The organism is Nonomuraea roseola, assembly GCF_039535395.1.
GTDB lineage: Bacteria > Actinomycetota > Actinomycetes > Streptosporangiales > Streptosporangiaceae > Nonomuraea > Nonomuraea roseola.
This window is the reverse complement of the sequence record NZ_BAAAXC010000015.1, coordinates 1,014,129-1,034,404: the sequence shown is the minus strand read 5'-3', so window position 1 is coordinate 1,034,404 and position 20,276 is coordinate 1,014,129. Positions and strand designations below refer to the sequence as shown.

Annotated in this window: 23 protein-coding genes; 20 read left to right on the top strand and 3 right to left on the bottom strand. The window is 68.8% G+C overall.

The window, feature by feature from the left end; genetic code table 11:
• Positions 1 to 16: 16 nt before the first annotated feature.
• From ABFX55_RS27935 to ABFX55_RS27890, 10 genes are all read left to right on the top strand, one after another.
• On the top strand, positions 17 to 232 hold the full coding sequence (locus tag ABFX55_RS27935) for an AtpZ/AtpI family protein (protein WP_346125745.1): 216 nt from the start codon (positions 17 to 19) through the stop codon (positions 230 to 232).
• Positions 233 to 301: 69 nt separating this feature from the next.
• Positions 302 to 1,096: a F0F1 ATP synthase subunit A gene (gene atpB, locus ABFX55_RS27930; RefSeq protein ID WP_346125744.1), complete on the top strand. Its 795-nt coding sequence runs from the start codon at positions 302 to 304 to the stop codon at positions 1,094 to 1,096.
• A 71-nt stretch (positions 1,097 to 1,167) separates the two neighbouring features.
• Positions 1,168 to 1,398, top strand: a complete 231-nt coding sequence (gene atpE, locus ABFX55_RS27925; RefSeq protein WP_183649102.1) for an ATP synthase F0 subunit C — start codon at positions 1,168 to 1,170, stop codon at positions 1,396 to 1,398.
• 35 nt (positions 1,399 to 1,433) lie between these two features.
• The gene (locus ABFX55_RS27920; RefSeq protein ID WP_183649100.1) at positions 1,434 to 1,985 is read left to right on the top strand and encodes a F0F1 ATP synthase subunit B; all 552 of its coding nucleotides are present in this window, start codon (positions 1,434 to 1,436) and stop codon (positions 1,983 to 1,985) included.
• The gene (locus tag ABFX55_RS27915; RefSeq protein ID WP_183649097.1) at positions 1,985 to 2,794 is read left to right on the top strand and encodes a F0F1 ATP synthase subunit delta; all 810 of its coding nucleotides are present in this window, start codon (positions 1,985 to 1,987) and stop codon (positions 2,792 to 2,794) included. The genes ABFX55_RS27920 and ABFX55_RS27915 overlap by 1 nt, the downstream gene beginning before the upstream one ends.
• 23 nt (positions 2,795 to 2,817) lie before the next feature.
• The gene (gene atpA, locus ABFX55_RS27910; protein WP_346125743.1) at positions 2,818 to 4,467 is read left to right on the top strand and encodes a F0F1 ATP synthase subunit alpha; all 1,650 of its coding nucleotides are present in this window, start codon (positions 2,818 to 2,820) and stop codon (positions 4,465 to 4,467) included.
• Positions 4,468 to 4,470: 3 nt separating this feature from the next.
• Positions 4,471 to 5,373 carry a F0F1 ATP synthase subunit gamma gene (locus ABFX55_RS27905; RefSeq protein ID WP_346125742.1) on the top strand — a complete coding sequence of 301 codons (903 nt, stop codon included), beginning with the start codon at positions 4,471 to 4,473 and terminating at the stop codon, positions 5,371 to 5,373.
• 1 nt (position 5,374) lies between these two features.
• Entirely contained in the window at positions 5,375 to 6,808 is a 1,434-nt protein-coding gene (gene atpD / locus ABFX55_RS27900; RefSeq protein ID WP_346125741.1) for a F0F1 ATP synthase subunit beta, read from the top strand.
• Between the two features lie 68 nt (positions 6,809 to 6,876).
• Positions 6,877 to 7,281, top strand: a complete 405-nt coding sequence (locus ABFX55_RS27895; RefSeq protein WP_183649088.1) for a F0F1 ATP synthase subunit epsilon — start codon at positions 6,877 to 6,879, stop codon at positions 7,279 to 7,281.
• A 25-nt stretch (positions 7,282 to 7,306) separates the two neighbouring features.
• Entirely contained in the window at positions 7,307 to 7,684 is a 378-nt protein-coding gene (locus tag ABFX55_RS27890) for a DUF2550 family protein (protein ID WP_346125740.1), read from the top strand.
• A gap of 21 nt (positions 7,685 to 7,705) precedes the next feature.
• Here the strand turns inward: ABFX55_RS27890 and ABFX55_RS27885 are convergent, their stop codons facing one another.
• On the bottom strand, positions 7,706 to 8,296 hold the full coding sequence (locus ABFX55_RS27885) for a cob(I)yrinic acid a,c-diamide adenosyltransferase (RefSeq protein ID WP_346125739.1): 591 nt from the start codon (positions 8,294 to 8,296) through the stop codon (positions 7,706 to 7,708).
• 126 nt (positions 8,297 to 8,422) lie between these two features.
• Between ABFX55_RS27885 and ABFX55_RS27880 the strand changes: the two genes are divergently transcribed.
• From ABFX55_RS27880 to ABFX55_RS27860, 5 genes are all read left to right on the top strand, one after another.
• On the top strand, positions 8,423 to 9,373 hold the full coding sequence (locus tag ABFX55_RS27880) for an ABC transporter ATP-binding protein (RefSeq protein ID WP_346125738.1): 951 nt from the start codon (positions 8,423 to 8,425) through the stop codon (positions 9,371 to 9,373).
• The gene (locus ABFX55_RS27875; protein ID WP_346125737.1) at positions 9,370 to 10,086 is read left to right on the top strand and encodes an ABC transporter permease; all 717 of its coding nucleotides are present in this window, start codon (positions 9,370 to 9,372) and stop codon (positions 10,084 to 10,086) included. Before ABFX55_RS27880 ends, ABFX55_RS27875 begins: the two co-directional genes overlap by 4 nt.
• Positions 10,087 to 10,099: 13 nt before the next feature.
• Entirely contained in the window at positions 10,100 to 11,179 is a 1,080-nt protein-coding gene (locus ABFX55_RS27870) for a sensor histidine kinase (RefSeq protein WP_346125736.1), read from the top strand.
• Positions 11,176 to 11,769 carry a response regulator gene (locus ABFX55_RS27865; protein WP_346125735.1) on the top strand — a complete coding sequence of 198 codons (594 nt, stop codon included), beginning with the start codon at positions 11,176 to 11,178 and terminating at the stop codon, positions 11,767 to 11,769. The genes ABFX55_RS27870 and ABFX55_RS27865 overlap by 4 nt, the downstream gene beginning before the upstream one ends.
• A 101-nt stretch (positions 11,770 to 11,870) precedes the next feature.
• A complete protein-coding gene (locus ABFX55_RS27860; RefSeq protein ID WP_183649070.1) occupies positions 11,871 to 12,188 on the top strand; it encodes an STAS domain-containing protein in 318 nt (105 codons plus the stop codon).
• A 161-nt stretch (positions 12,189 to 12,349) separates the two neighbouring features.
• Here ABFX55_RS27860 and ABFX55_RS27855 read toward each other — a convergent pair whose 3' ends face one another.
• Both ABFX55_RS27855 and ABFX55_RS27850 read right to left on the bottom strand, forming a co-directional pair.
• A complete protein-coding gene (locus tag ABFX55_RS27855) occupies positions 12,350 to 12,943 on the bottom strand; it encodes a TetR/AcrR family transcriptional regulator (RefSeq protein WP_346125734.1) in 594 nt (197 codons plus the stop codon).
• A 103-nt stretch (positions 12,944 to 13,046) separates the two neighbouring features.
• Positions 13,047 to 14,510 carry an aldehyde dehydrogenase family protein gene (locus tag ABFX55_RS27850; protein ID WP_346125733.1) on the bottom strand — a complete coding sequence of 488 codons (1,464 nt, stop codon included), beginning with the start codon at positions 14,508 to 14,510 and terminating at the stop codon, positions 13,047 to 13,049.
• Positions 14,511 to 14,693: 183 nt separating this feature from the next.
• On the opposite strand from ABFX55_RS27850, the gene ABFX55_RS27845 reads away from it, so the two are divergent.
• Genes ABFX55_RS27845 through ABFX55_RS27825 form a run of 5 tightly spaced genes read left to right on the top strand, consistent with a single transcriptional unit; the run spans position 14,694 to position 20,265 of the window.
• Positions 14,694 to 15,104 carry a hypothetical protein gene (locus ABFX55_RS27845; RefSeq protein WP_346125732.1) on the top strand — a complete coding sequence of 137 codons (411 nt, stop codon included), beginning with the start codon at positions 14,694 to 14,696 and terminating at the stop codon, positions 15,102 to 15,104.
• A gap of 15 nt (positions 15,105 to 15,119) precedes the next feature.
• Positions 15,120 to 17,021: an Hsp70 family protein gene (locus tag ABFX55_RS27840; RefSeq protein ID WP_346125731.1), complete on the top strand. Its 1,902-nt coding sequence runs from the start codon at positions 15,120 to 15,122 to the stop codon at positions 17,019 to 17,021.
• Positions 17,008 to 18,486, top strand: coding sequence for a hypothetical protein (locus ABFX55_RS27835; RefSeq protein ID WP_346125730.1), 1,479 nt, complete (start codon positions 17,008 to 17,010; stop codon positions 18,484 to 18,486). Before ABFX55_RS27840 ends, ABFX55_RS27835 begins: the two co-directional genes overlap by 14 nt.
• Positions 18,483 to 19,985: a DEAD/DEAH box helicase gene (locus ABFX55_RS27830; RefSeq protein WP_346125729.1), complete on the top strand. Its 1,503-nt coding sequence runs from the start codon at positions 18,483 to 18,485 to the stop codon at positions 19,983 to 19,985. Before ABFX55_RS27835 ends, ABFX55_RS27830 begins: the two co-directional genes overlap by 4 nt.
• A complete protein-coding gene (locus ABFX55_RS27825; protein ID WP_183649054.1) occupies positions 19,978 to 20,265 on the top strand; it encodes a hypothetical protein in 288 nt (95 codons plus the stop codon). Before ABFX55_RS27830 ends, ABFX55_RS27825 begins: the two co-directional genes overlap by 8 nt.
• Positions 20,266 to 20,276: the final 11 nt, after the last annotated feature.

The window sequence follows — 20,276 nt, the reverse complement described above, 5'->3', positions numbered from 1 at the left end:
TATCGTCGGGCGCGCGATGAGCGAAGAGAAACGCCGGCCCGAGAACGACGGTCGCGACTTCGCCAACGCCGCGTGGTCGATTCCCAGCTACCTGCTCTCCGGGATGGTTCTCTACGGCGGTGCTGGCTGGTTGCTGGACCGGTGGCTCGACACGTCCGCGTTCTTCCCCATAGGCGTCGTCCTGGGGACAGTGCTCGCCGTCTACCTGGTCTACCGGAAGCACGGCCGCTAACTCCGCGCGGCGGTCCCGCCCGCCTAAGGAACTCGTTGTGACCACCTACCACGCTGAAGGGAACGCCGCGTGATCGCGCTGACGCTCCTCGCCGACCCTGATCAGTTCAAGGCGCCGACGCCGGACGAACTGTTCCAACTCCCCCCGATCATCGCCGGGGTCGACTGGTTCACCAAGCCCGTGCTTCTGGCGATCCTCAGCTCGATCATCGTGCTGGGCTTCCTGTGGGCCGCCTTCTCCAATCCGAAGATCGTGCCCAGGGGCGTCCAGAACGTCGCCGAGTTCGGCTACATGTTCGTGCGCGACCAGGTCGCCCGGCCCTTCCTGGGCAAGGACGCCGACCGGTTCATGGGCCTGCTGCTCAGCATGTTCTTCGTGATCTGGGTCTGGAACGTGATGGGCGTCATTCCCCTCGCCCAGTTCCCCGTCGCCTCGCACATCGCCTTCCCGATCGTGCTGGCCGTCTCGGTCTACGTGCTGAAGCTCTACCTCGGCTTCAAGACGCAGGGCGTCGGCGGCTACTTCAAGAACATGATGTTCCCGCCGGGGCTCCCCAAGTTCATCTACGTTCTGCTGGCGCCGATCGAGTTCCTCTCGAACATGATCATCGCGCCCTTCACGCACGCTGTGCGACTCTTCGCCAACATGTTCGCCGGCCACATGCTCATCGCCTTCTTCAGCATGGTCGGCTTCTGGTTCCTGTTCGAGCAGCTGAGCCCCCTCGGCGCTCCGATCGGCGTGCTCGGTGTCCTGATGACGATCATCATGACCGGCTTCGAGTTGTTCATCATGTTCCTGCAGGCATTCCTCTTCGCGATGCTGGCCGCCATGTACATCGGCAACAGCCTGCACCCGGAGCACTAAGAACCATCTACCGGTATATCCAGACCGGTGATACACCGCATCACCGGCCGACCAAGTAAAGGAAAACAGCAATGAGCCTTCTCGCTGAGGTCTCCGGCAACGTCACCGCCATCGGCTACGGTCTCGCCGCCATCGGCCCCGGCATCGGCGTCGGCATCATCTTCGGTCAGGGCGTGCAGGCCATCGCGCGTCAGCCCGAGGCCTACGGTCTGATCCGCCAGAACATGCTGCTCGGCTTCGTCCTCACCGAGGCCCTGGCCCTGATCGGTCTGGTCGCCCCGTTCATCTTCCAGGCCATCTGACGATCCAGAAGTACCCCTGACGAAAGGCTGCATCCATGAATACGGCAGCTTCGCTCCTCGCGGCGGAGGGCGGCGCCAACCCGCTGCTCCCGCACGTGTACGAGCTGGTCGTGGGCATCTTCGCGTTCTTCGTCGTCTTCCTCGTCGTCGGTAAGATCCTCACCCCGCGCATCCAGAAGACTCTGGCCGAGCGGACCGACGCGATCGAGGGCGGCATCAAGAGGGCGGAGGACGCCCAGGCCGAGGCGCAGGTGCTGCTGAAGCAGTACCGCGACCAGCTGGCCGAGGCCAGGCACGAGGCGTCCCGCCTTCGCGAGGAGGCTCGCGAGCAGGGCGCCCAGATCAAGGCCGAGCTCCGCGAGGAGGCCCAGGCCGAGGCGCGCCGCATCGTCGAGGCGGCGCACGCGCAGATCGAGGCCGACCGCCAGCAGGCGTTCGCCCAGCTGCGCACCGAGATCGGTCGCCTGTCGACCGACCTCGCCACCCGCATCGTCGGCGAGTCCCTCGAGGACGAGGCGCGTCAGCGTCGCACCGTCGACAGGTTCCTCGACGAGCTGGAGAGCTCCTCTGCGCAGGCGGTGCGCTGATGCGTGGTCTGAGCAGGAGTTCGCTGGCCGCTGTCGAGGAGCGCTTCAACGCTGTCGCGGCATCGGCGGACTTCGGACGCCTTGCTGAGGACCTCAGCTCCGTCGCCGACCTGCTCGACCGTGAGCACGGACTGCGCCGGAGCCTGTCGGACCCGGCGCGGCCCGCGGCCCAGAAGGCCCAGGTCGCCCGCATGTTGCTCGAAGGCAAGGTCAGCGAGGCCGCGCTGGAGACCGTCGTCGCGGCGGTCGAGGCCAAGTGGTCGCGCTCCGGAGACCTCGCCGACTCCCTCGAGCGGCTCAGCGTCGTCGCCTCGGCCGCGCAGGCCGAGTCCGAAGGGCGTCTGGACGACGTGGAGGACGAGCTCTTCCGCTTCGGCCGCATCGTCGCCGCCAACCCTGACCTGCGTCGCGCGCTGGCCGACCCGGCCGCGCCCGCCGAAGGCAAGGAGCGGCTGCTGACGGGTCTGCTCGACGGAAAGGTCGCCGCCTCCAGCCTGCGCCTCATCACGCAGCTGGCAGTGCACCCAAGAGGACGTAGCCTGGAGACAGGGCTGGAGCAGTATTCCAGTCTCGTCGCGGCACAGCGTCAGCGACTGGTGGCCGTGGTCCGCAGCGCTGTGGCGCTGACCGACGAGCAGAAGCAGCGTCTGGGTGCGTGGCTGCGCACCTCCTATGGCCGTGACGTTCACGTGAACGTCGAGGTGGACCCGCGAGTGCTCGGTGGTTTCTCGGTTCGCATCGGCGACGAGGTCATCGACACCACCATCGCGGGACGAATCGAAGAAGTCCGCCGCCGGTTGGCCGGCTAGGCGAATAGGGAGACAGAGAAGAGATGGCGGAGCTTACGATCCGGCCGGACGAGATCCGGGACGCGCTTGAGCGCTTCGTCCAGGCGTACGAACCGGAAGGCGCCGCGCGCGAGGAGATCGGGACCGTCGTCGACTGTGGCGACGGCATCGCCCATGTCTCCGGCCTTCCCTCGGCGATGGCGAACGAGCTGCTCGAGTTCGAGGACGGCACGCGCGGCCTGGCACTGAACCTCGACACCCGCGAAATCGGTGTCGTCATCCTGGGCGACTTCAGCAAGATCGAGGAGGGCCAGACGGTCCGCAGGACCGGCGAGGTCCTGTCGGTGCCGATCGGCGACAACTTCCTCGGCCGCGTGGTCGACCCCCTGGGCAACCCGCTCGACGGCAAGGGCACGATCGAGGCGGAGGGCCGTCGCGCCCTCGAGCTGCAGGCGCCCAGTGTCGTCCAGCGTCAGCCGGTGAAGGAGCCGCTGCAGACCGGCCTCAAGGCGATCGACGCCATGACGCCCGTCGGCCGCGGCCAGCGCCAGCTGATCATCGGTGACCGTGGCACGGGCAAGACCGCCCTGGCCGTCGACACCATCCTCAACCAGCGTGAGAACTGGCTGACCGGCGATGCCGAGAAGCAGGTTCGCTGCGTGTACGTCGCCGTCGGCCAGAAGGGCTCGACGATCGCGCAGGTCAAGGCTCGCCTGGAGGAGGCGGGCGCGATGGAGTACACCACCATCGTCGCCGCTCCCGCCTCCGACGCCGCCGGCTTCAAGTACATCGCCCCCTACACCGGCTCTGCCATCGGGCAGCACTGGATGTACCAGGGCAAGCACGTACTGATCGTCTTCGACGACCTGACCAAGCAGGCCGACGCCTACCGCGCGGTCTCGCTGCTGCTGCGTCGTCCGCCGGGCCGTGAGGCCTTCCCCGGCGACGTCTTCTACTTGCACTCGCGTCTGCTCGAGCGTTGCGCGAAGCTGTCGAACGACATGGGCGGCGGCTCGATGACCGGTCTGCCGATCATCGAGACCAAGGGCAACGACGTCTCGGCGTTCATCCCCACCAACGTCATCTCCATCACCGACGGCCAGTGCTTCCTCGAGACCGACCTGTTCAACGCGGGTGTGCGTCCGGCCATCAACGTCGGTGTGTCGGTCTCCCGAGTCGGTGGCTCGGCGCAGATCAAGGCGATGAAGAAGGTGGCGGGCACGCTGCGTTTGTCGCTGTCGCAGTACCGCGACCTGGAGGCCTTCGCCTCCTTCGCGTCCGACCTCGACGCGGCCTCCCGCGCCCAGCTGGAGCGCGGCATGCGCCTGGTCGAGCTGCTCAAGCAGGCGCAGTACTCCCCGTTCCCCGTCGAGAAGCAGGTCGTCTCGGTCTGGGCCGGCACCACCGGCGAGCTCGACGAGGTCCCGGTCGGCGACGTGCGCAGGTTCGAGTCGGAGTTCCTCGACTACCTGCAGACCGGCCACAAGGGCGTCTTCGACGCCATCCGTGAGACCAGGGATCTGTCCGACGACACGGTGACCGCTCTCAAGGACGCCATCACGGAGTTCAAGAAGGGCTTCACCACGTCCGAGGGCGAGCTGCTCATCCACGACGAGCCCGTCGCGGCGCTCGGCGCGGACGAGGTCGGCCAGGAGAAGATCCGCAAGGTCGTCCGCCCGGCAGAGAAGAAGTAGCCGATGGGTGCCCAGCTAAGGCTGCTGAGGCGGCGGATCAAGTCGGTCAAGTCGACCGCCAAGATCACGCGGGCCCAGGAGCTCATCGCCTCCTCACGGATCGCGAGGGCGCAACAGCGGATGCAGGCGGCCGTGCCGTACGAGCGCGAGATCACTCGCGCCGTCACGGGCGTCGTCAGCAACACCGGCGCCGTCGACCATCCGCTGACCGTCGTCAAGGAGAAGCCGGCTACCGCCGGTGTGCTGATCGTGACCAGCGACAGCGGCTTCTGTGGTGGCTACAACGCGAACATCCTGCGCGAGGCCGAGGCCCTGCGCGGCTTGCTCGAAGAGCGCGGCCTGACTGTGGTGCCCTTCGTGACCGGCCGCAAGGGCGTCGCCTGGCACTCCTTCCGTCAGAGGGAGATGGGCGGCCAGTGGGTCGGGTTCTCCAGGAAGCCGGCCTACGCCGACGCCAAGGAGATCGCGAACACGCTGATCGACGCGTTCAAGGACGACAACGGGATCGACGAGATCCACATCGTCTCGACGGAGTTCGTCTCCATGCTCACGCAGAACGTCGCGGTCAAGCGCGTCCTGCCGCTGGAGGTCGAGGAGTCCGAGGCGGAGGCGTCCGAGACCATTCCGCCGTACTTCGAGTTCGAGCCAACCGCGGGCGACGTCCTCGACTCGCTGCTGCCGCGTTACGTGGAGTCGCGCATCTTCAGCGCGCTGCTCCAGGCGGCGGCGTCGGAAGAGGCTTCGCGTCGCCGGGCCATGAAGTCGGCGACGGACAACGCCAACGAGCTGATCCGCGTGTTCACCATGCAGATGAACCAGGCTCGCCAGGCCGAGATCACCCAGGAAATCAGCGAGATCGTCGGTGGCGCCAACGCGCTGGCTGACTCCGCAGCGGGGAAAGAGTGAAATGACTGCAGAGACTGTTGAGACCACGACCGGCACGGGCCGCGTGGCTCGCGTCACGGGTCCCGTCGTCGACGTGGAGTTCCCCGTCGAGGCCATGCCCGAGATCTACAACGCCCTCAACGTCGAGGTCACCCTCGGCGGCGAGACCAAGACGCTGACCCTTGAGGTCGCCCAGCACCTCGGCGACAACATCGTCAGGGCCATCTCCATGCAGCCCACCGACGGCCTGGTCCGCGGTGCGGCGGTCACCGACAGCGGCCAGCCCATCTCGGTGCCGGTCGGCGACGTCGTCAAGGGCCACGTGTGGAACGCGCTCGGTGAGTCCCTGGACGTGCCGACCTCTTCGCTCCAGGTCACCGAGAAGTGGGGCATCCACCGCCCCGCTCCCGCCTTCGACCAGCTCGAGTCGCGTACCGAGATGCTGGTCACCGGCATCAAGGTCATCGACCTGCTCACGCCGTACGTGCAGGGTGGAAAGATCGGTCTGTTCGGTGGCGCCGGTGTCGGCAAGACCGTTCTGATCCAGGAGATGATCCGCCGAGTCGCTCGTAACTTCGGTGGCACCTCCTGCTTCGCGGGCGTCGGTGAGCGTACCCGTGAGGGCAACGACCTCTGGCTGGAGATGGAGGAGGCGGACGTCCTCAAGGACACCGCTCTCGTCTTCGGTCAGATGGACGAGCCGCCGGGCACGCGTCTTCGCGTCGCGCTCTCCGCGCTGACCATGGCGGAGTACTTCCGTGACGTGCAGAAGCAGGACGTGCTTCTGTTCATCGACAACATCTTCCGCTTCACGCAGGCCGGTTCGGAGGTCTCCACCCTCCTCGGCCGTATGCCGTCCGCCGTGGGTTACCAGCCCACGCTGGCCGACGAGATGGGTGTGCTCCAGGAGCGCATCACCTCGACGCGTGGTCACTCGATCACCTCGATGCAGGCGATCTACGTGCCCGCGGACGACATCACCGACCCGGCCCCGCACAACGCGTTCGCGCACCTCGACGCGCAGACCGTTCTGTCGCGGCCGATCTCGGAGAAGGGCATCTACCCCGCGGTGGACCCGCTCGACTCCACCTCCCGCATCCTCGACCCGCAGATCGTGGGCGCCGAGCACTACGCGGTGGCCCAGGAGACCAAGCGGATCCTGCAGAAGTACCGCGAGCTCCAGGACATCATCGCGATCCTCGGTATCGACGAGCTGTCCGAAGAGGACAAGGTCACCGTTCAGCGCGCCCGTCGCATCGAGCGTTTCCTCTCCCACCCGATGTACGCCGCCGAGGCGTTCACCGGTCAGCCGGGTGAGAACGTGCCGCTGGACGAGACCATCGCCTCCTTCAAGGGTCTGTGCGCCGGTGACTACGACCACCTGCCCGAGCAGGCGTTCTACATGGTCGGCGGCATCGAGCAGGCCGTTGCCAAGGCCAAGGAACTCTCCAAGTAATCGCCTTCGGTGCCGGCGTCAGCACGGTGTGCTGATGCCGGCATCTGATCGGAAAGGAACCTACACAAGTGGCGAAGCTACGGGTAGGGGTCGTCTCACCGGAGCGTGAGATCTGGTCGGGCGAGGCCGACATGGTGATTGCCAAGACCGTGGACGGCGAGATCGGTATTATGCCTCAACACGCACCGGTGCTCGGCGTACTCGTCGAGGGCGGGGTCCTGCGTGTGAAGCGCGGCGGCGGCGAGGATGACCTCGTGGCCGCGGTGCACGGCGGGTTCATCTCCGTGGCCGACAACGAGGTGTCCGTGCTGGCCGAAGCGGCCGAGCTGGGCTCCGAGGTGGACGTCGCGGCTGCCCGCGACGCTCTGGCCAGGGCTCAGGCCTCGGTCGAGGCGAACCAGGATGACGCCGACGCGGCGGTCGAGGCCAAGCGTGCCAAGGCCCGGCTGCAGGCCGCCGGCGAGGACGTCTGATCTTTCACAACCGGCGGGGGCGGCGATGCTGACGATTCTTACGGACGCACTGCTCGCTGCCCTCCTGGTCGCTGCTCTTCTGGTGATCCGCGGTTTCGCGCTGGCACGTTCCCGCGGGAGCGTGCCGTGTCGTATCAAGGTCGGCTCCCACGGCTGGCGCAGCGGAGTAGCCCGCTACGCCGACGGGGAGCTCCACTGGATCCCCTTCATGGGTGTGCTGTTCAGGCCGCGCCACGCTATCGCGAGGCGCGGCCTGACTGTTTCCGCCCGCCGTCCCATCGACGGCGGGCTGTGGGCGGTCGACTGCGGGCTGATCTCCCTGGCGATGTCGGAGGACGCGTTGACCGGCTTCCTGGCCTGGCTGGAGTCGGCGCCGCCGAGCGCCTATCTCGACGTCGCCTGAAGCGCCGTCCGGGCGCTCCCGCTATCGCGTGCCTCCCGGCTTCCACAGGATCTCGGTGCCGTTGTGGGCGGTCCTGCACAGGATGAACAGCAGGTCCGACAGGCGATTGAGGTACGTGGCTGGCAGCGGGCTGATGTCGTTGTAGGCCTGCATGGCCGCCCAGGCCGAGCGCTCGGCGCGGCGGACCGTCACCCTGGCCACGTGCAGCTGGGCCGTCGCGGGGTCGCCGCCGGGCAGGATGAAGCTGCGCAGCGGGTTCAGCTCGGCGTTGAAGCGGTCGCACTGCTCCTCCAGCCAGGCGACATAGGAGGGCTCCACCCGCAGCGGAGGGAACTCCGGCGTGTCGACGGCAGGAGTGGCCAGGTCGGCGCCGAGGTCGAACAGCTCGTTCTGGACCCTGCCCAGCACCTCGACGATCTCGGGGGCGAGCGTGCCGTACGCCAGGGCCAGGCCGATGGCGGCGTTGGCCTCCTCGGCGTCGGCGTAGGCGGCGAGCCTGGGGTCGGTCTTCGAGGTGCGGCTCAGGTCGCTGAGCGCGGTCGTGCCGTCGTCTCCGGTACGGGTGTAGATCGTGGAGAGGACGACCGGCTTGTCCTTGTCTGCGCGGGTCATGACCCCAGCATCGCAGACGGTTCCCCGCCTCATGACAGATGTCATGTGCGACCGGAGTGATCGTCACATGAGGTCGGTGATATCGGCGACTACAGGCAGGAAGGCCCGCACAGCAGGCTTGGACGCATGAGGACGACACAGGCGGCGGACACCGCGGAGCGCGGGGCGGTGGGCGGACCGGCGATCGAGGTCGCGGGGTTGCGGCAGCGCTACGGAGCTTTCGAGGCGGTGAGGGGGATCTCCTTCGAGGTGCCCCAGGGAGAGCTGTTCGCGCTGCTGGGCACCAACGGCGCGGGCAAGACCACCACGATGGAGGTCCTGGAGGGGTTCACCAGGGCGAGCGACGGCATGGTCAGGGTCCTCGGCCTCGACCCCGTGAAGGAGCGCAGGGCGCTGCGCCCGCGCATCGGGATCATGCTGCAGGAGGCGGGCTTCTTCGGTGACCTGACCGTCGCCGAGACCGTCGACGTCTGGCGGGGGATGAGCGCCGACGCGGGCCGTCAGCCCGTGAAGGAGGACGTCCTGGAGCTGGTGGGGCTGGCGAACAAGGCCAGGACCAGGGTCAGGCAGCTGTCGGGCGGCCAGAAGCGCAGGCTGGACCTCGCCCTCGCGGTGCTCTCGCGGCCCGAGGTCCTCTTCCTCGACGAGCCGACCACCGGCATGGACCCCGAGGCCAGGCAGGCCACCTGGGAGGTCATCAGGGGGCTGAAGGAGCGCGGCACCACGGTGCTGCTCACCACGCACTACCTGGAGGAGGCAGAGCGCCTGGCCGACAGGCTCGCCATCATGCACGAGGGCGTGATCCACACCTACGGCACGGTGGACGAGGTCGTGGCCACGACCGGCGACCAGATCACCTTCAGACTGCCGCGTCCGGCCGAGCCGCCCTTCCTGGACGGCGCGGCCCCCGTGACCGAGCGCGGGCACGTCGTCTACACCCTGCGCGGCGAGGCCCATCCCGCTCTCAGGGCGCTGCTGGCCTGGGCCGACGACATGGAACTGACCCTGGAGCGGCTCGAGGTGCGCAGGGGCACCCTCGAGGACGCCTTCCTGCGAGTGGTGGAGGACAAGCGATGAGAACCGACGTGCTGCACGCCGTACGGCTGGCCAGGATGGATCTGAAGCTGCTCGGCCGCAACACCACGGCCGTCTTCAACGTGCTGCTGCTGCCGTTGCTGTTCGCCTGGATGCTCTCGCAGGGCGGCAGCGATTCGTTCATCCTGACGGGGATGCCGGGGGTGCTGCTCGCCTTCGCGGTCTTCATGAACCTCGTCAACTCCTTCACCGCGCGGCGCGAGGAGCTGGTGCTCAAGCGGCTGCGCGGAGGTCAGGGTTCGGCGGTGGCCATCTTCGGCGGGGCCGGACTTGCGGCGCTGGCGGTCTTCGTCCTGCAGGTGGCGCTGCTGGTGGTGTGGATCGACCGCACGGGCGGTGGCCTGCCGGAGAACGTGCCGATGATGCTGGTGGCCGCGGTGCTGGGCGTGGCGGTGTTCGCGCTGCTGGCCGCCGCCTTCTCAGGGATCACGCCGAACGCCGAGCTGGCCCAGGTCGCGGTGCTGCCGGTGCTGATCGTGGCGCTGGTCGGCTCCCCGCTCATCGTTCCGCTGTCCGAGATGCCCTTCGCCGTCAGGCTGGTGCCCACCACGCCGATCGTGGAGATGATGCGGATGGGCTACGGAGGTGGGTCCTGGGCGGCGGCGCTGCCCTGGATCGGGGTGCTGCTCGCCTGGGTGGTGGTCGCGGGCCTGCTGGCGAAGTGGCTGTTCCGCTGGGATCCCAGGCACGGCTAGGTTGGCTCCCACCATGAGCGACCGCAGGACCGACTACCAGCGCCTCAGGCGAGCCACCATGTGGAGTGTCGCAGGAGGCGCTCTGCTGCCGTGGGTGGGCCTGTTCTGGACGGCGACGGCACCCGGCCCTCCACCGCCATGGCAGCTGGTGGTGGCCGGGGTCTCGGCCGCCGCCTTCACCGTCGTCTACTGGCGGGCCGCCAGGATCACCGTGACGGGGATCCACGCCCGCACCGAGGTCGTCATCACGGGCGTGCTGGCGCTGGTGATCTTCATCATGACCCGCGAGCCCGAGTTCGCGGGCGCGATGGCGGCGCTCGCATGGGGGGCGCTCGCCGGTCTGCATGTCTCCAGGTTCACCGCCGCGCTGATGATCCTGATCGCGACGGCGGCGTGCGCGGCCTTCCAGCCCTACGCCGTGGTCTTCTACGCCGTGACGATCAGCATGGTGGTGTGGCTCAACCGCTTCCAGTTCTGGTTCTGGACGGTGGTCAAGGCTTCGCTCGAGGGCAGGGACGCCCAGGCCAAGCTGGCGGTCACCGAGGAGCGGCTGCGCTTCTCCCGCGACCTGCACGACGTGGTGGGCCACAGCCTCTCGGCCATCGCGGTCAAGAGCGAGCTGGCCGCCCGCCTGGCCTCGGGCCCCGCGGCCGAGGAGATGCTGGAGGTCAGGAGGCTGGCGCGTGAGTCGCTCAAGGAGATCCGCTCGGTCGTCCGCGGCTACCGCACGGTCGACCTCAACGCGGAGCTGCGCAGCGTCAGGGCGGTCATGGAGGCGGCGGGCATCAGCTGCGCCCTCGAGCTGCCGGAGACGGCGCTGGGCGACGAGGTGAGCACGCTGCTGGCCTGGCTGGTACGAGAGAGCAGCACCAACGTGCTGCGACACAGCGCCGCCACCCGCTGCCGCATCAAGGTCGTCTCCACGGGCGGGTGGGTCGAGCTGACCGTGAGCAACGACCACCCCAAGCCGCCCGGCGGTACGGCGGGCAGCGGCCTGGCGGGAATGAGCGAGCGGGTCGCCGCGCACGGCGGCGCGCTGACGGCGGGACAGAGCGACGGTCAGTTCACGGTGAGGGCGAGGATTCCCGCATGATCAAGGTATTGCTGGCCGACGACGAGCACCTCATCCGCCAGGCGCTGGCCACCCTGCTCGGCCTGGAGCCCGACATCCAGGTGGTCGTCCAGGTCGGCAGGGGGGACCAGGTGGTGGGCGCGGTCGAGGCGCACAGCCCCGACGTGGTCGTGCTCGACATCGAGATGCCGGGCATGGACGGCCTGAGCGTCGCCGAGGCCCTCCCCGGCCAGGCGATCGTGATCCTCACGAGTTTCGGCAGGCCAGGCTACCTGCGCAGGGCGCTGGCGGCGGGGGTGCGCGGCTTCATCCCCAAGGACGCCTCCGCCAGCGAGCTGGCCGCGGCGATCAGGAAGGTCCGCGACGGCGGACGCTACCTGGACCCCGAGATGGCCGCCTCGGCGATGATGGCGGGGGAGAGCCCGCTGACCGAGCGTGAGCGGGGAGCGTTGGAGCTGGCCGCGACGGGGCTGTCCGTGGGGGAGATCGCCTTGGCCATGCACCTGACCGAGGGAACGGTGCGAAATTACCTGTCGAGCGCCATCACGAAGTTGGGCGCAAGCAACCGAATCACCGCAATTCGGATGGCGAGGGACATGGGTTGGCTCTGAGTGGGTAACCGTAGTCGTGGCTGGTGTGTGTTGATTCTCACCTTGCGAGAGTGAATGACTACGTTGCGTGATTTAATGGCGGCGTGACCTGAGGAGGTGGCATGCGGGTCCGAGGGAAGCCGGGGGCACAGGTGGTGTATGTCGGGCATCGGCTCGACGTGGGGACCGTTGCCGAGATACGGCCGCATCTGCACGACGCGGTCGATTCGGGCAAGGGCGACCTGATCGTCGACCTCTCCACCCTGGAGATGATCGACTCCACTGGTCTCGGTGTGCTCGTGGGCACGCATCGTCGCGCGTTGAGCGCGGATCGCCGCCTCGTTCTTCGGGGAGTGCCACCACGGATCATGCGGGTGCTGGCGGTGACTCGGCTGAATCGAGTGTTGCGCGTGGAGGTGCCGGCGGCCGCGGTGGCCTGAAAGTGACATCCGGCGGTGGTCGGGAGCGCGCCGGAGGCCACACCATATTCGAGGGCAGGGTGCGATCAGCCGCCCCTGCCCTCGCCCGCGCCTGATCGCCCGGTCTGGCCGGCGTCCCGGCGGTGTGAATATCCCCCGATGTACTCGATCATGCCATCACGCTAAGTGATCACGTGGTTGGAAAAGGATCTGTGGAAGATATGGACCGCCGCGGCCACGAGTTCCTCGATGGAAGGCGGTTCCTCGGCCAGCACCCATTCGATGAGCAGCTCCTGGAGCGCTCCTATCACACCGAGTGCGAGCAGGTGCCGATTGATCGGAGCGGGGTCGGGAAAGCTGTCCGTGACGTCCTCGACCATACGGGCGAAGGACTCTATCGCCCGCTGTCTCGAGGCGGTCAGGACATCCCCTGACCTGCGCACTTCGACGTGCATGATGCGCGCTCGCCGCCAGTCGGCCGTCGCGAAACCGATATAGCTGGAAATCCCGGCTCTGATGCGCTCGTCGAGCTCCTGGGGCGCCTCCTGCAGGGCCTTGGAGACCGCGGCGATGGTTTCGTCGACACACCGTTCGTGCAGTGCCTGGAGTAGCTCCTCCCTGCCGCCGAAACATTCGTAGAAGGCGCGATTGGAGATCCGGGCCTCCGTGCACAGCCTTTCGATGGTCGTGGCGGCGAATCCTGGTTTCGCATAGAGCGTGTATGCGGCGGCCATCAGCCGCTCCCGTCTGTCAGCCAGTCTTTGCTCGGCCGACATTCCCCGGTAAGACCGGTTCACATTCCACCCGTTCCGCATGATCGTGAGCCCCCAGAGCCCACAATTATGGATGGATGATCGCATTCGGGAAAGAGTGTTTACATTAGCGCTTACGTCGCCCATGCAAGATGGTCACCATCCTGATCAGTCGCTCAAGTTCTCCGGGAGCGCGGGAGAAGGATGTCAGGTTCATTCCCGGCAGGGCGAAGCGCTGGCGGGCGATGGCCTTGGGCCTGGCGAACTCCCTCAGGCCGTCGGCGCCGTGGATCCTGCCGAACCCCGAGTCGCCGACGCCGCCGAAGGGCAGCGAGGGCACTCCCGCGAACGAGATGACCGAGTTGATCGCGGTCGCCCCGCTGCGCATGAGCCTGGCCAGCCGCATGGCGCCGCGCGTGTCGCGGGAGAAGACGGTGCCGCCCAGCCCGTAGGCGGAGGCGTTGGCCAGCTCCAGCGCCTCCTTGGCGTCCCTCGTCCTGCGTACGGTGATGGTCGGGCCGAAGGTCTCCTCCCGTACCGCCGCGGAGTCCTCGGGGACGTCCTCAACGATGACGGGATCGACGTAGGGCGCGCGCACCGACTCGGGCCCTCCCTTGACCGCCCTGCCCGTCTTGACCGCGTCCTCGATGTGCCGCCTGATGATGTCGAGCTGGGCGGGCATGGTGATGGGCCCGTAGTGCTCGCCCGCCTTGACCGTCGAGGCCAGCTCCTTCAGCTCGCGCATGAACGGCTCGTAGACCTGGTCGACGACGTAGACGCGCTCCACGCCCACGCACGTCTGCCCCGCGTTGGACAGCGCTCCCCACAGGCAGGCGTCGGCCGCGGCCCTGAGGTCGGCGTCCGCGTCGACGATGAAGGCGTCCTTGCCGCCGCACTCGGCGACGATCGGGGTGAGGTTGCGCGCGCAGGCCGCCATCACCCGCTTGGCGGTGGCGGTGGAGCCGGTGAACGCGACCTTCTTCACCCTCGGGTCGCCGGCCAGCGCGGCGCCTGTCTCCCCGAGTCCTGTGATCGTCTGCAGGACTGGGTGCTCGGGCACGGCCTGGGCGAACAGCTCCGCCAGCCTTACGCCGACGCCGGGGGTGAGTTCGCTCGGCTTGAACACGACGGCGTTGCCCGCGGCCAGCGCGTAGGAGATGGAGCCCATCGGGGTGAAGACGGGGTAGTTCCACGGGCCGATCACGCCCACGACGCCGAGCGGTAGATACTCCAGCGTGGCGGCCAGGTTGAGCCCGATCAGGCCGGTGGCGACCCTGCGCCTGCCCAGCACCTTCTCGGCGTTGCGCGCGGCCCAGTCGAGGTGCGTGATCGTCAGGACGATCTCCAGGACGGCGTCGCCCCTGGGCTTGCCCGTCTCCTGGTGGACCAGCTCGGCCAGCGGCCTGAGGTTCTGGGTGACGATCGCCTTGTAGTCGAGGAGCCTGCGTCGGCGCTCGCCCGAGCCCAGCTCCGCCCACCAGGCGGCCGCCTGCTCGGCCCTCGTGACGGCCAGCTTGACGGCCTCGGCGTCGTGCTGGGGATGCGTTCCCACGACCTCGCCTGTGGCCGGGTTCAACGAGTCGAAAGTCATGGCGCCACGATAGATTCGTAACCACTCACTTACAAGGGTCTTATCGGCCCGAAAATTGCATTTTCGGCCCACCGGATTGTCGCTCTGGCCTGCGCGGACACTTGTTTATCCGGAAGGGGTTGCTGCCCTGACAGGGGAGCAAAACAATGGCATTCCAGATCCACAGCTCCCCCGAAAGGTGTCATGTCGCTTTTCCCCCTTCCGCTCGTGCTGCCCCACCACACCCACTACGCCCGGCTGGGAGTCGGGCCCGAGGCCACCGCCGAGGAGATCAGGGCCGCGGCCGCCAGGCTCGACGCCCGGTTGAAGGCGCGCAACGCAGGGGTCCAGGAGATGGTCGAGGCCCACGCGATCAACCTCGAGAGCGCCGCCGCGCGGGCCGAGCACGACGATGACCACCCGCCGCTGGCCCTCATGCGGCTGGAGCCCACCTGGGCTCCCGTCTTCGAGGACCGCGCCGCCGGGCTGGCCGTCCTGCGCCGCGAGCTCGAAGGGTTCCTCGAGTCCAGGGGAGAGCGCGTCTACCGCCCCTCCGACCTGACCCGCGCCGACTTCAGTGCTGATCACACCTACTGCCCCATGCTCGACGACTGACCTCACGGAGGATCCATGGACGACGCTCTCCACCGCGTCATCGGCATCGATCTGGGCACCACCTACTCGGCCGTCGCGGCCTACAACGCCGACGAGTTCGAGTCGGAGATCATCTATGACGGCGCCATCGCCGACAGGCAGGGAGCGGCGACCCCCTCCGTCGTCAGGCTCGGGCCCGAAGACGGGCGCGTCATCATCGGTCACGAGGCCAAGAACGCCATCGGCCTGCCGGGCGCTCCCGGCGAGACCATCATCGAGATCAAGCGCGAGATGGGCGCGGAGTTCACCGAGGCCTCACTCGACGCCTTCGGGGTCAGGGGCGAGCGCGAGGTGGGCCAGCCTGTCGAGGTGCGTTTCGGCGGGGCGTGGCTGAGGCCGCAGGAGGTCAGCGCGCTGATCCTGATGCGGATGAAGGAGATCGCAGAGACCAGGCTGGGCGGGCGGATCCGCGACGCGGTCGTCACCGTGCCCGCCTACTTCACCGAGCGGCAGAAGAAGGCGACAGAGGAGGCCGCGCTGCTGGCGGGGCTCTACCCCCGCCAGCTCATCCCCGAGCCGACCGCGGCCGCCATCTGTTACGGCGTCGACAGGGGCGAGGCCGAGCGCCAGATCTACCTGGTCTTCGACTTCGGTGGCGGCACGTTCGACGTCTCCATCATCGAGACCCGCGACGAGGAGATCGTGGTGCTGGCCACCGCGGGCGACCAGCGGCTCGGCGGCGGCGACATCGACGACGCGATCGCCGCGTGGGCGATGGAGCGCAGCGGGGGCGCGGGCGACCCGATGCGGGTCAAGGCCGCCGCCGAGGGCGCCAAGCGCGAGCTGTCCTTCAGCGAGCAGGCGACCATGTCCCTCGACGACGGCGTCACGCTCACGCTCGACAGGCCCACCTTCGAGGCGCTGGCCAGGCCCGTCCTGGACAAGACGCTCGCGCAGGTGGAGGAGGCGCTGCGCTTCGCCGCCGAGCAGAAGGGCCTCGACAGGGCCGACGTCGACGCGGTGCTGCTGGTCGGCGGCTCCACCAGGATCCCGCGCGTCACCCAGATGCTGCTGGAGTACTTCGACAAGGACGAGGAGTTCGTCAGGAGCGACGGCAACCCCGACACGCTCGTGGCCAGGGGCGCGGCGATCGTGGCCCGCAAGTTCGAGCCCTCGCAGGAGTTCGACCTGGCAAGGGCCGAGGAGGGCGGGCTCAGCGACGAGGCGGACGAGCTCAAGATCACCCTGATCACGGAGCACACGCTGGGCGTGGCCGTACAGGAGGGCCGCTTCGACCCCCTGATCAGCAGGGGCGCGAAGATCCCCGCGAGCCAGAAGAAGATCTACACCAACCCGCCGCTGGCCGAGCACATCGAGGCGGCGATCTACCAGGGCGAGGGCAAGTACGTCTACGAGGACGGCACCACCCTCGTCGGCACCATCCACCTGTCCGACATCGAGCCGCGCCCCGAGGGCTACCACAACTTCGAGGTCGAGTTCGCGCTCGACATCAACGGGCTGCTGGAGGTGCGGGTCAAGCACGTCAACACCGGCAGGGACTACGAGGCCACCTTCGAGCAGAGCACCAGCATCGGCCAGGTCAACGAGCTGGCCGAGCGCAGGCAGGCGCTGCTCGCGCTCTACTCGGGCCATGACAGGTTGACGCCGGGGCAGGCCGCCGCCCCCACACCCGCGCCGTCGTCCTCCATCCCGCGGCCCGTCGACGACGACGAGCCCGCGCTCGACCTCGGCCAGGTGCCACGGGAGTTCACCAGGCTGGTCAGGCGCGTCCACGACCACCTCGACAAGGAGCGGGGGCCGCTCTCCCTGGTCGCCGCCTACGAGGACTTCGCCTCCGCGATCAGGTCGGGCGCCCCCGAGCACGTGCTCGAGGAGCTCGGCGACAGGCTGGAGGAAGCCTTCGATGCCAGACGATGAGGACGTCGCCGCGGCGCTGGAGTCGCAGCTGGTCGGCGTGGGCATGTGGGGGACCGTCTACACCGCGGCGAACGGCCCGCGCTGCTACCGGCTGATCCCCAACGACCACCTCGACGCGGGCGGCAGGGCCGGCCTGCACGAGCTGAGGGCCAGGCCGCGCAGGCCGGGGGTGGCTCCCGTCGTCCGTCACCTGGCCGGCGACCAGCAGGAGATCGGCAGGCAGTGGTTCCAGGTGGTCTGCTACGAGCTGGCCGCCGACTGGTCGCTGGCCGACTCGCTGGCCAGCCCCTATCCCATACGCAGACTCACCGACATGGCGGCGGTGCTGCGCGCCGTGCCGGGGTGGTGGGCGCGAACCGCGGGCTTCCTGCCCACGCCCAGCGACATCGCCTTCACCCACCAGACCCCGCAGCTGCTGGCGGTGCCGCGCTGGGGCGTGCCGTCGCTGCGGGCGCTGTTCATGGCGCCTGAGCGGATCGGCTACCTCGCGCCCCAGCTGCTGCTCGGAGTTCGCGACGACAGCGGCAGGGCCGAGGACATGTACGCGCTGGCCGTCATGAGCCTGCGCTGCTTCGCCAGGCTGCCCTCCTGGGAGCCCGGCGAGCTGATGGCCAGGGCCGCCTGCTCGGCGCTCTACTCCTCTGACAGATGCGAGAGCCGGCTGCCGAGCTGGATGCGCAGGCTGGAAGCCGTGCGGCAGGCGCTGGCCGCCATCGACGCCCTGCTCGCCCATGACCCGTCGGCGCGCGCCACCATGGCGCCCACCGACCTGGCCGACCTGCTCGAACGCTGCGTCGAGGAGATGGACCCCGTCGCGACCGTGGCGGCGCTGCGCGAGGAGGGCAGGGCGAAGGAGGCGATGGAGCTGGCCAGGACCGTGCTCATCGACGACCCCTCCTACGAGCTGCTGCTGCTGGCGGCCGCCATCGCGGTCGACGACCTCGGCAACCCGCTCGAGGGTCTGGAGCTGCTGGAGCGGGCCGTCCTGGCGGAGCCGCGCAGGCGCGAGGCCTACGCCGCGCAGTTCGCGCTGGTGCGCGACTCCAGGGCGGTGGTCATGGCCCAGCTGGTCGAGGCCGTCGACCCCTCCTTCGCGCGACGCCTCGACGACAGCGTCCTGCGCGCCTTCGACCAGCTTCCCCCGCGAGAGCAGCGGGCAGGCGCCCACGACCTGGCCCGCTACCTGCTCGACAGGGGCGACGCGCGCAGGGCCAACAAACTCGTCTTCACCTGGCTGCACGACGGCGACACGCTGATGTGGTGGCAGTTCGACCTGATGATCGACTACGTCGAGACGTTCCTGCGCCTCGGCAGGATCAGGGAGGCCAGGGAGCTGGTCGCCAGGATCAAGGCCGACCTGACCAGGATGCGTGAGAGCGGTCACCTGCCGGCCGGGCAGATCCACGACCACGGCATGCGCCTGGCCGCGGTCGAACGCCTCCTGCTCGGTGAGGGGCCCTCATGACGACGATCGTCCTGCTCGTCCTGGTGATCGCGCTGGTGGGCTACATCGCGCTCGTCCAGCCCAACCGCTGGCGCGTCCCGCTGCACGAGGCGCTGGCGCTGCTGCCGAGCGACGACCCAGACGACCTCGCCCGCGCCGACCGGCTGCTCGGCCAGGCCGTCGCCGGAGGCATCAGACGGCGAGCCCTGGGCGACGCCCGCTTCGCCCAGGCCTACGTCAGGGCCAGGCTCGGCCGCTACGACCCCGCCATGTACGGCGCCGCCGCGGCGAGCGTGGCCGACCTGGTCGCCGCCGACGGCTACGACAGGCACACCGCCTATCTCGATCTGTGGCTGCAGGCCAGGCTCGACCAGCACGACAAGGTCCTCGACCTGTTCCAGCAGCACAGGGCGCTGCTGGAGGAGCGCAGACCGGCCAGGCTCATCGCCGCGATCGCCGCACTGAACAAGGCCGTCGCGCACTGGCGGCGCAGGGAGGTCGAGGGCGCGCTGCACTACTTCGACCAGCTGCGCGAGCTCGGCGAGCTGACCGACCAGATCCCCGCCCATGTCGAGGACCTGCAGCTGGTCAACGGGGTCCAGGCGTTGTTCGACGGCAGGGCCGAGGACGCCAGGCGCTCCTTCGAGGGCTCGCTCGCCAGAGCGGCGCACGAGTCACGGGCGCAGGACTCATGGGCGGAGGCGACGCTCGGGCTGATCGCCTGCGACTGGGAGAGCGGCCCGCTCGACGAGCTCGACCGCAGGCTCGGCCAGGTCCTCGACGAGCTCGGTCCCGCCAAGGCCGGCGACGAGGAGGCCGTGGCGCTGCGGGCGCACGCGGCGCTGCTCCACGTCGTCTCCCTGCTGCGCCGATGGAGGGAGCAGGGCGCGCCCGACCCGCGCGAGCTCGACGCGCGGGTGGAAAGGACGCTGGCGGCCGACGCCGGCCTGGGCGACGCCCACCTGATCCGCGGGCTGATCGGCTACTACTTCGCCACCGGCAAGGACGAGCGCGACAGGGCGGTGGCGGAGCTGGAGCGCGGGGTGGCGACGGCGAAGGGCGTCACCCTGCGCGAGGTGCTCGACCTGGTCGACAAGGAGCGCGAGCTCGCCGACGAGAAGGGCACCGTGGCCCGCTACGTCGGCCTGGTCGAGGAGTACCTCGCCGACCCCTCGGTGCCTGCGCGCCACAGGGCCGAGCTCGAGGCGATCAGGCGGCTCATGGAGCCGTTCCTCGATCCTGCCGCGGTCGCCGCCGACCTGCGTCCGCACGAGAACCTCACCGCGGAGGAGCAGCGCGACCGCTCGCGCCTGCTGGGCGTGCGCGTCAACAGGATCCTGTACGGCAAGGTCCGCGACCTGGCAGGCGATCCGAGGCTGTCGGAGATCAAGGACCTGTCGGGGCGCAGGCAGCAGGCGCTGACCGGGTTCAACGAGAGCGAGAGGGAGCTGAGGGAGATCGAGACCCCGTTGCTGAAGGCGACCGGCCTGCTGCTCCTGCCGGAGGACCCCCATGGCTGACAGGTTCAACCCGGGAGCAGCCCTCGAACCCCTGCGCGGCACCACGGCCGCGGCCAGGAGGAGGCGGCTCGACCGCGAGCGCCTGCTCGACAGGCTCGAGCCGGTCACCCACCGCCCGCAACCCGACGACCAGCGCCTGTTCGAGCAGTCCAGCATCGGCAGGGTCCTGCTCCTGCTGGTCAAGGTGGACCAGGAGCAGGAGTACCAGCTCTGCAGGGACGTGGCCGAACGCGTGCTCGGTCACGTGCCCGACCCCGACGCCGACGATCTCCCCATGTGAAACGAGGACCA

Excerpts from the sequence above, each read along its gene's own strand:
- ABFX55_RS27840 (WP_346125731.1), top strand. The coding sequence starts at position 15,120 with ATGGACGACGCTCTCCACCGCGTCATCGGCATCGATCTGGGCACCACC.
- atpA (WP_346125743.1), top strand. The coding sequence starts at position 2,818 with ATGGCGGAGCTTACGATCCGGCCGGACGAGATCCGGGACGCGCTTGAG.
- ABFX55_RS27875 (WP_346125737.1), top strand. The coding sequence starts at position 9,370 with ATGAGAACCGACGTGCTGCACGCCGTACGGCTGGCCAGGATGGATCTG.
- ABFX55_RS27850 (WP_346125733.1), bottom strand. The coding sequence starts at position 14,510 with ATGACTTTCGACTCGTTGAACCCGGCCACAGGCGAGGTCGTGGGAACG.
- ABFX55_RS27885 (WP_346125739.1), bottom strand. The coding sequence starts at position 8,296 with ATGACCCGCGCAGACAAGGACAAGCCGGTCGTCCTCTCCACGATCTAC.
- ABFX55_RS27865 (WP_346125735.1), top strand. The coding sequence starts at position 11,176 with ATGATCAAGGTATTGCTGGCCGACGACGAGCACCTCATCCGCCAGGCG.
- atpE (WP_183649102.1), top strand. The coding sequence starts at position 1,168 with ATGAGCCTTCTCGCTGAGGTCTCCGGCAACGTCACCGCCATCGGCTAC.
- ABFX55_RS27880 (WP_346125738.1), top strand. The coding sequence starts at position 8,423 with ATGAGGACGACACAGGCGGCGGACACCGCGGAGCGCGGGGCGGTGGGC.
- ABFX55_RS27890 (WP_346125740.1), top strand. The coding sequence starts at position 7,307 with ATGCTGACGATTCTTACGGACGCACTGCTCGCTGCCCTCCTGGTCGCT.
- ABFX55_RS27830 (WP_346125729.1), top strand. The coding sequence starts at position 18,483 with ATGACGACGATCGTCCTGCTCGTCCTGGTGATCGCGCTGGTGGGCTAC.
- atpD (WP_346125741.1), top strand. The coding sequence starts at position 5,375 with ATGACTGCAGAGACTGTTGAGACCACGACCGGCACGGGCCGCGTGGCT.
- ABFX55_RS27870 (WP_346125736.1), top strand. The coding sequence starts at position 10,100 with ATGAGCGACCGCAGGACCGACTACCAGCGCCTCAGGCGAGCCACCATG.
- ABFX55_RS27915 (WP_183649097.1), top strand. The coding sequence starts at position 1,985 with ATGCGTGGTCTGAGCAGGAGTTCGCTGGCCGCTGTCGAGGAGCGCTTC.
- ABFX55_RS27860 (WP_183649070.1), top strand. The coding sequence starts at position 11,871 with ATGCGGGTCCGAGGGAAGCCGGGGGCACAGGTGGTGTATGTCGGGCAT.
- ABFX55_RS27855 (WP_346125734.1), bottom strand. The coding sequence starts at position 12,943 with ATGTCGGCCGAGCAAAGACTGGCTGACAGACGGGAGCGGCTGATGGCC.
- ABFX55_RS27825 (WP_183649054.1), top strand. The coding sequence starts at position 19,978 with ATGGCTGACAGGTTCAACCCGGGAGCAGCCCTCGAACCCCTGCGCGGC.
- ABFX55_RS27920 (WP_183649100.1), top strand. The coding sequence starts at position 1,434 with ATGAATACGGCAGCTTCGCTCCTCGCGGCGGAGGGCGGCGCCAACCCG.
- ABFX55_RS27935 (WP_346125745.1), top strand. The coding sequence starts at position 17 with ATGAGCGAAGAGAAACGCCGGCCCGAGAACGACGGTCGCGACTTCGCC.
- ABFX55_RS27835 (WP_346125730.1), top strand. The coding sequence starts at position 17,008 with ATGCCAGACGATGAGGACGTCGCCGCGGCGCTGGAGTCGCAGCTGGTC.
- ABFX55_RS27845 (WP_346125732.1), top strand. The coding sequence starts at position 14,694 with ATGTCGCTTTTCCCCCTTCCGCTCGTGCTGCCCCACCACACCCACTAC.
- ABFX55_RS27905 (WP_346125742.1), top strand. The coding sequence starts at position 4,471 with ATGGGTGCCCAGCTAAGGCTGCTGAGGCGGCGGATCAAGTCGGTCAAG.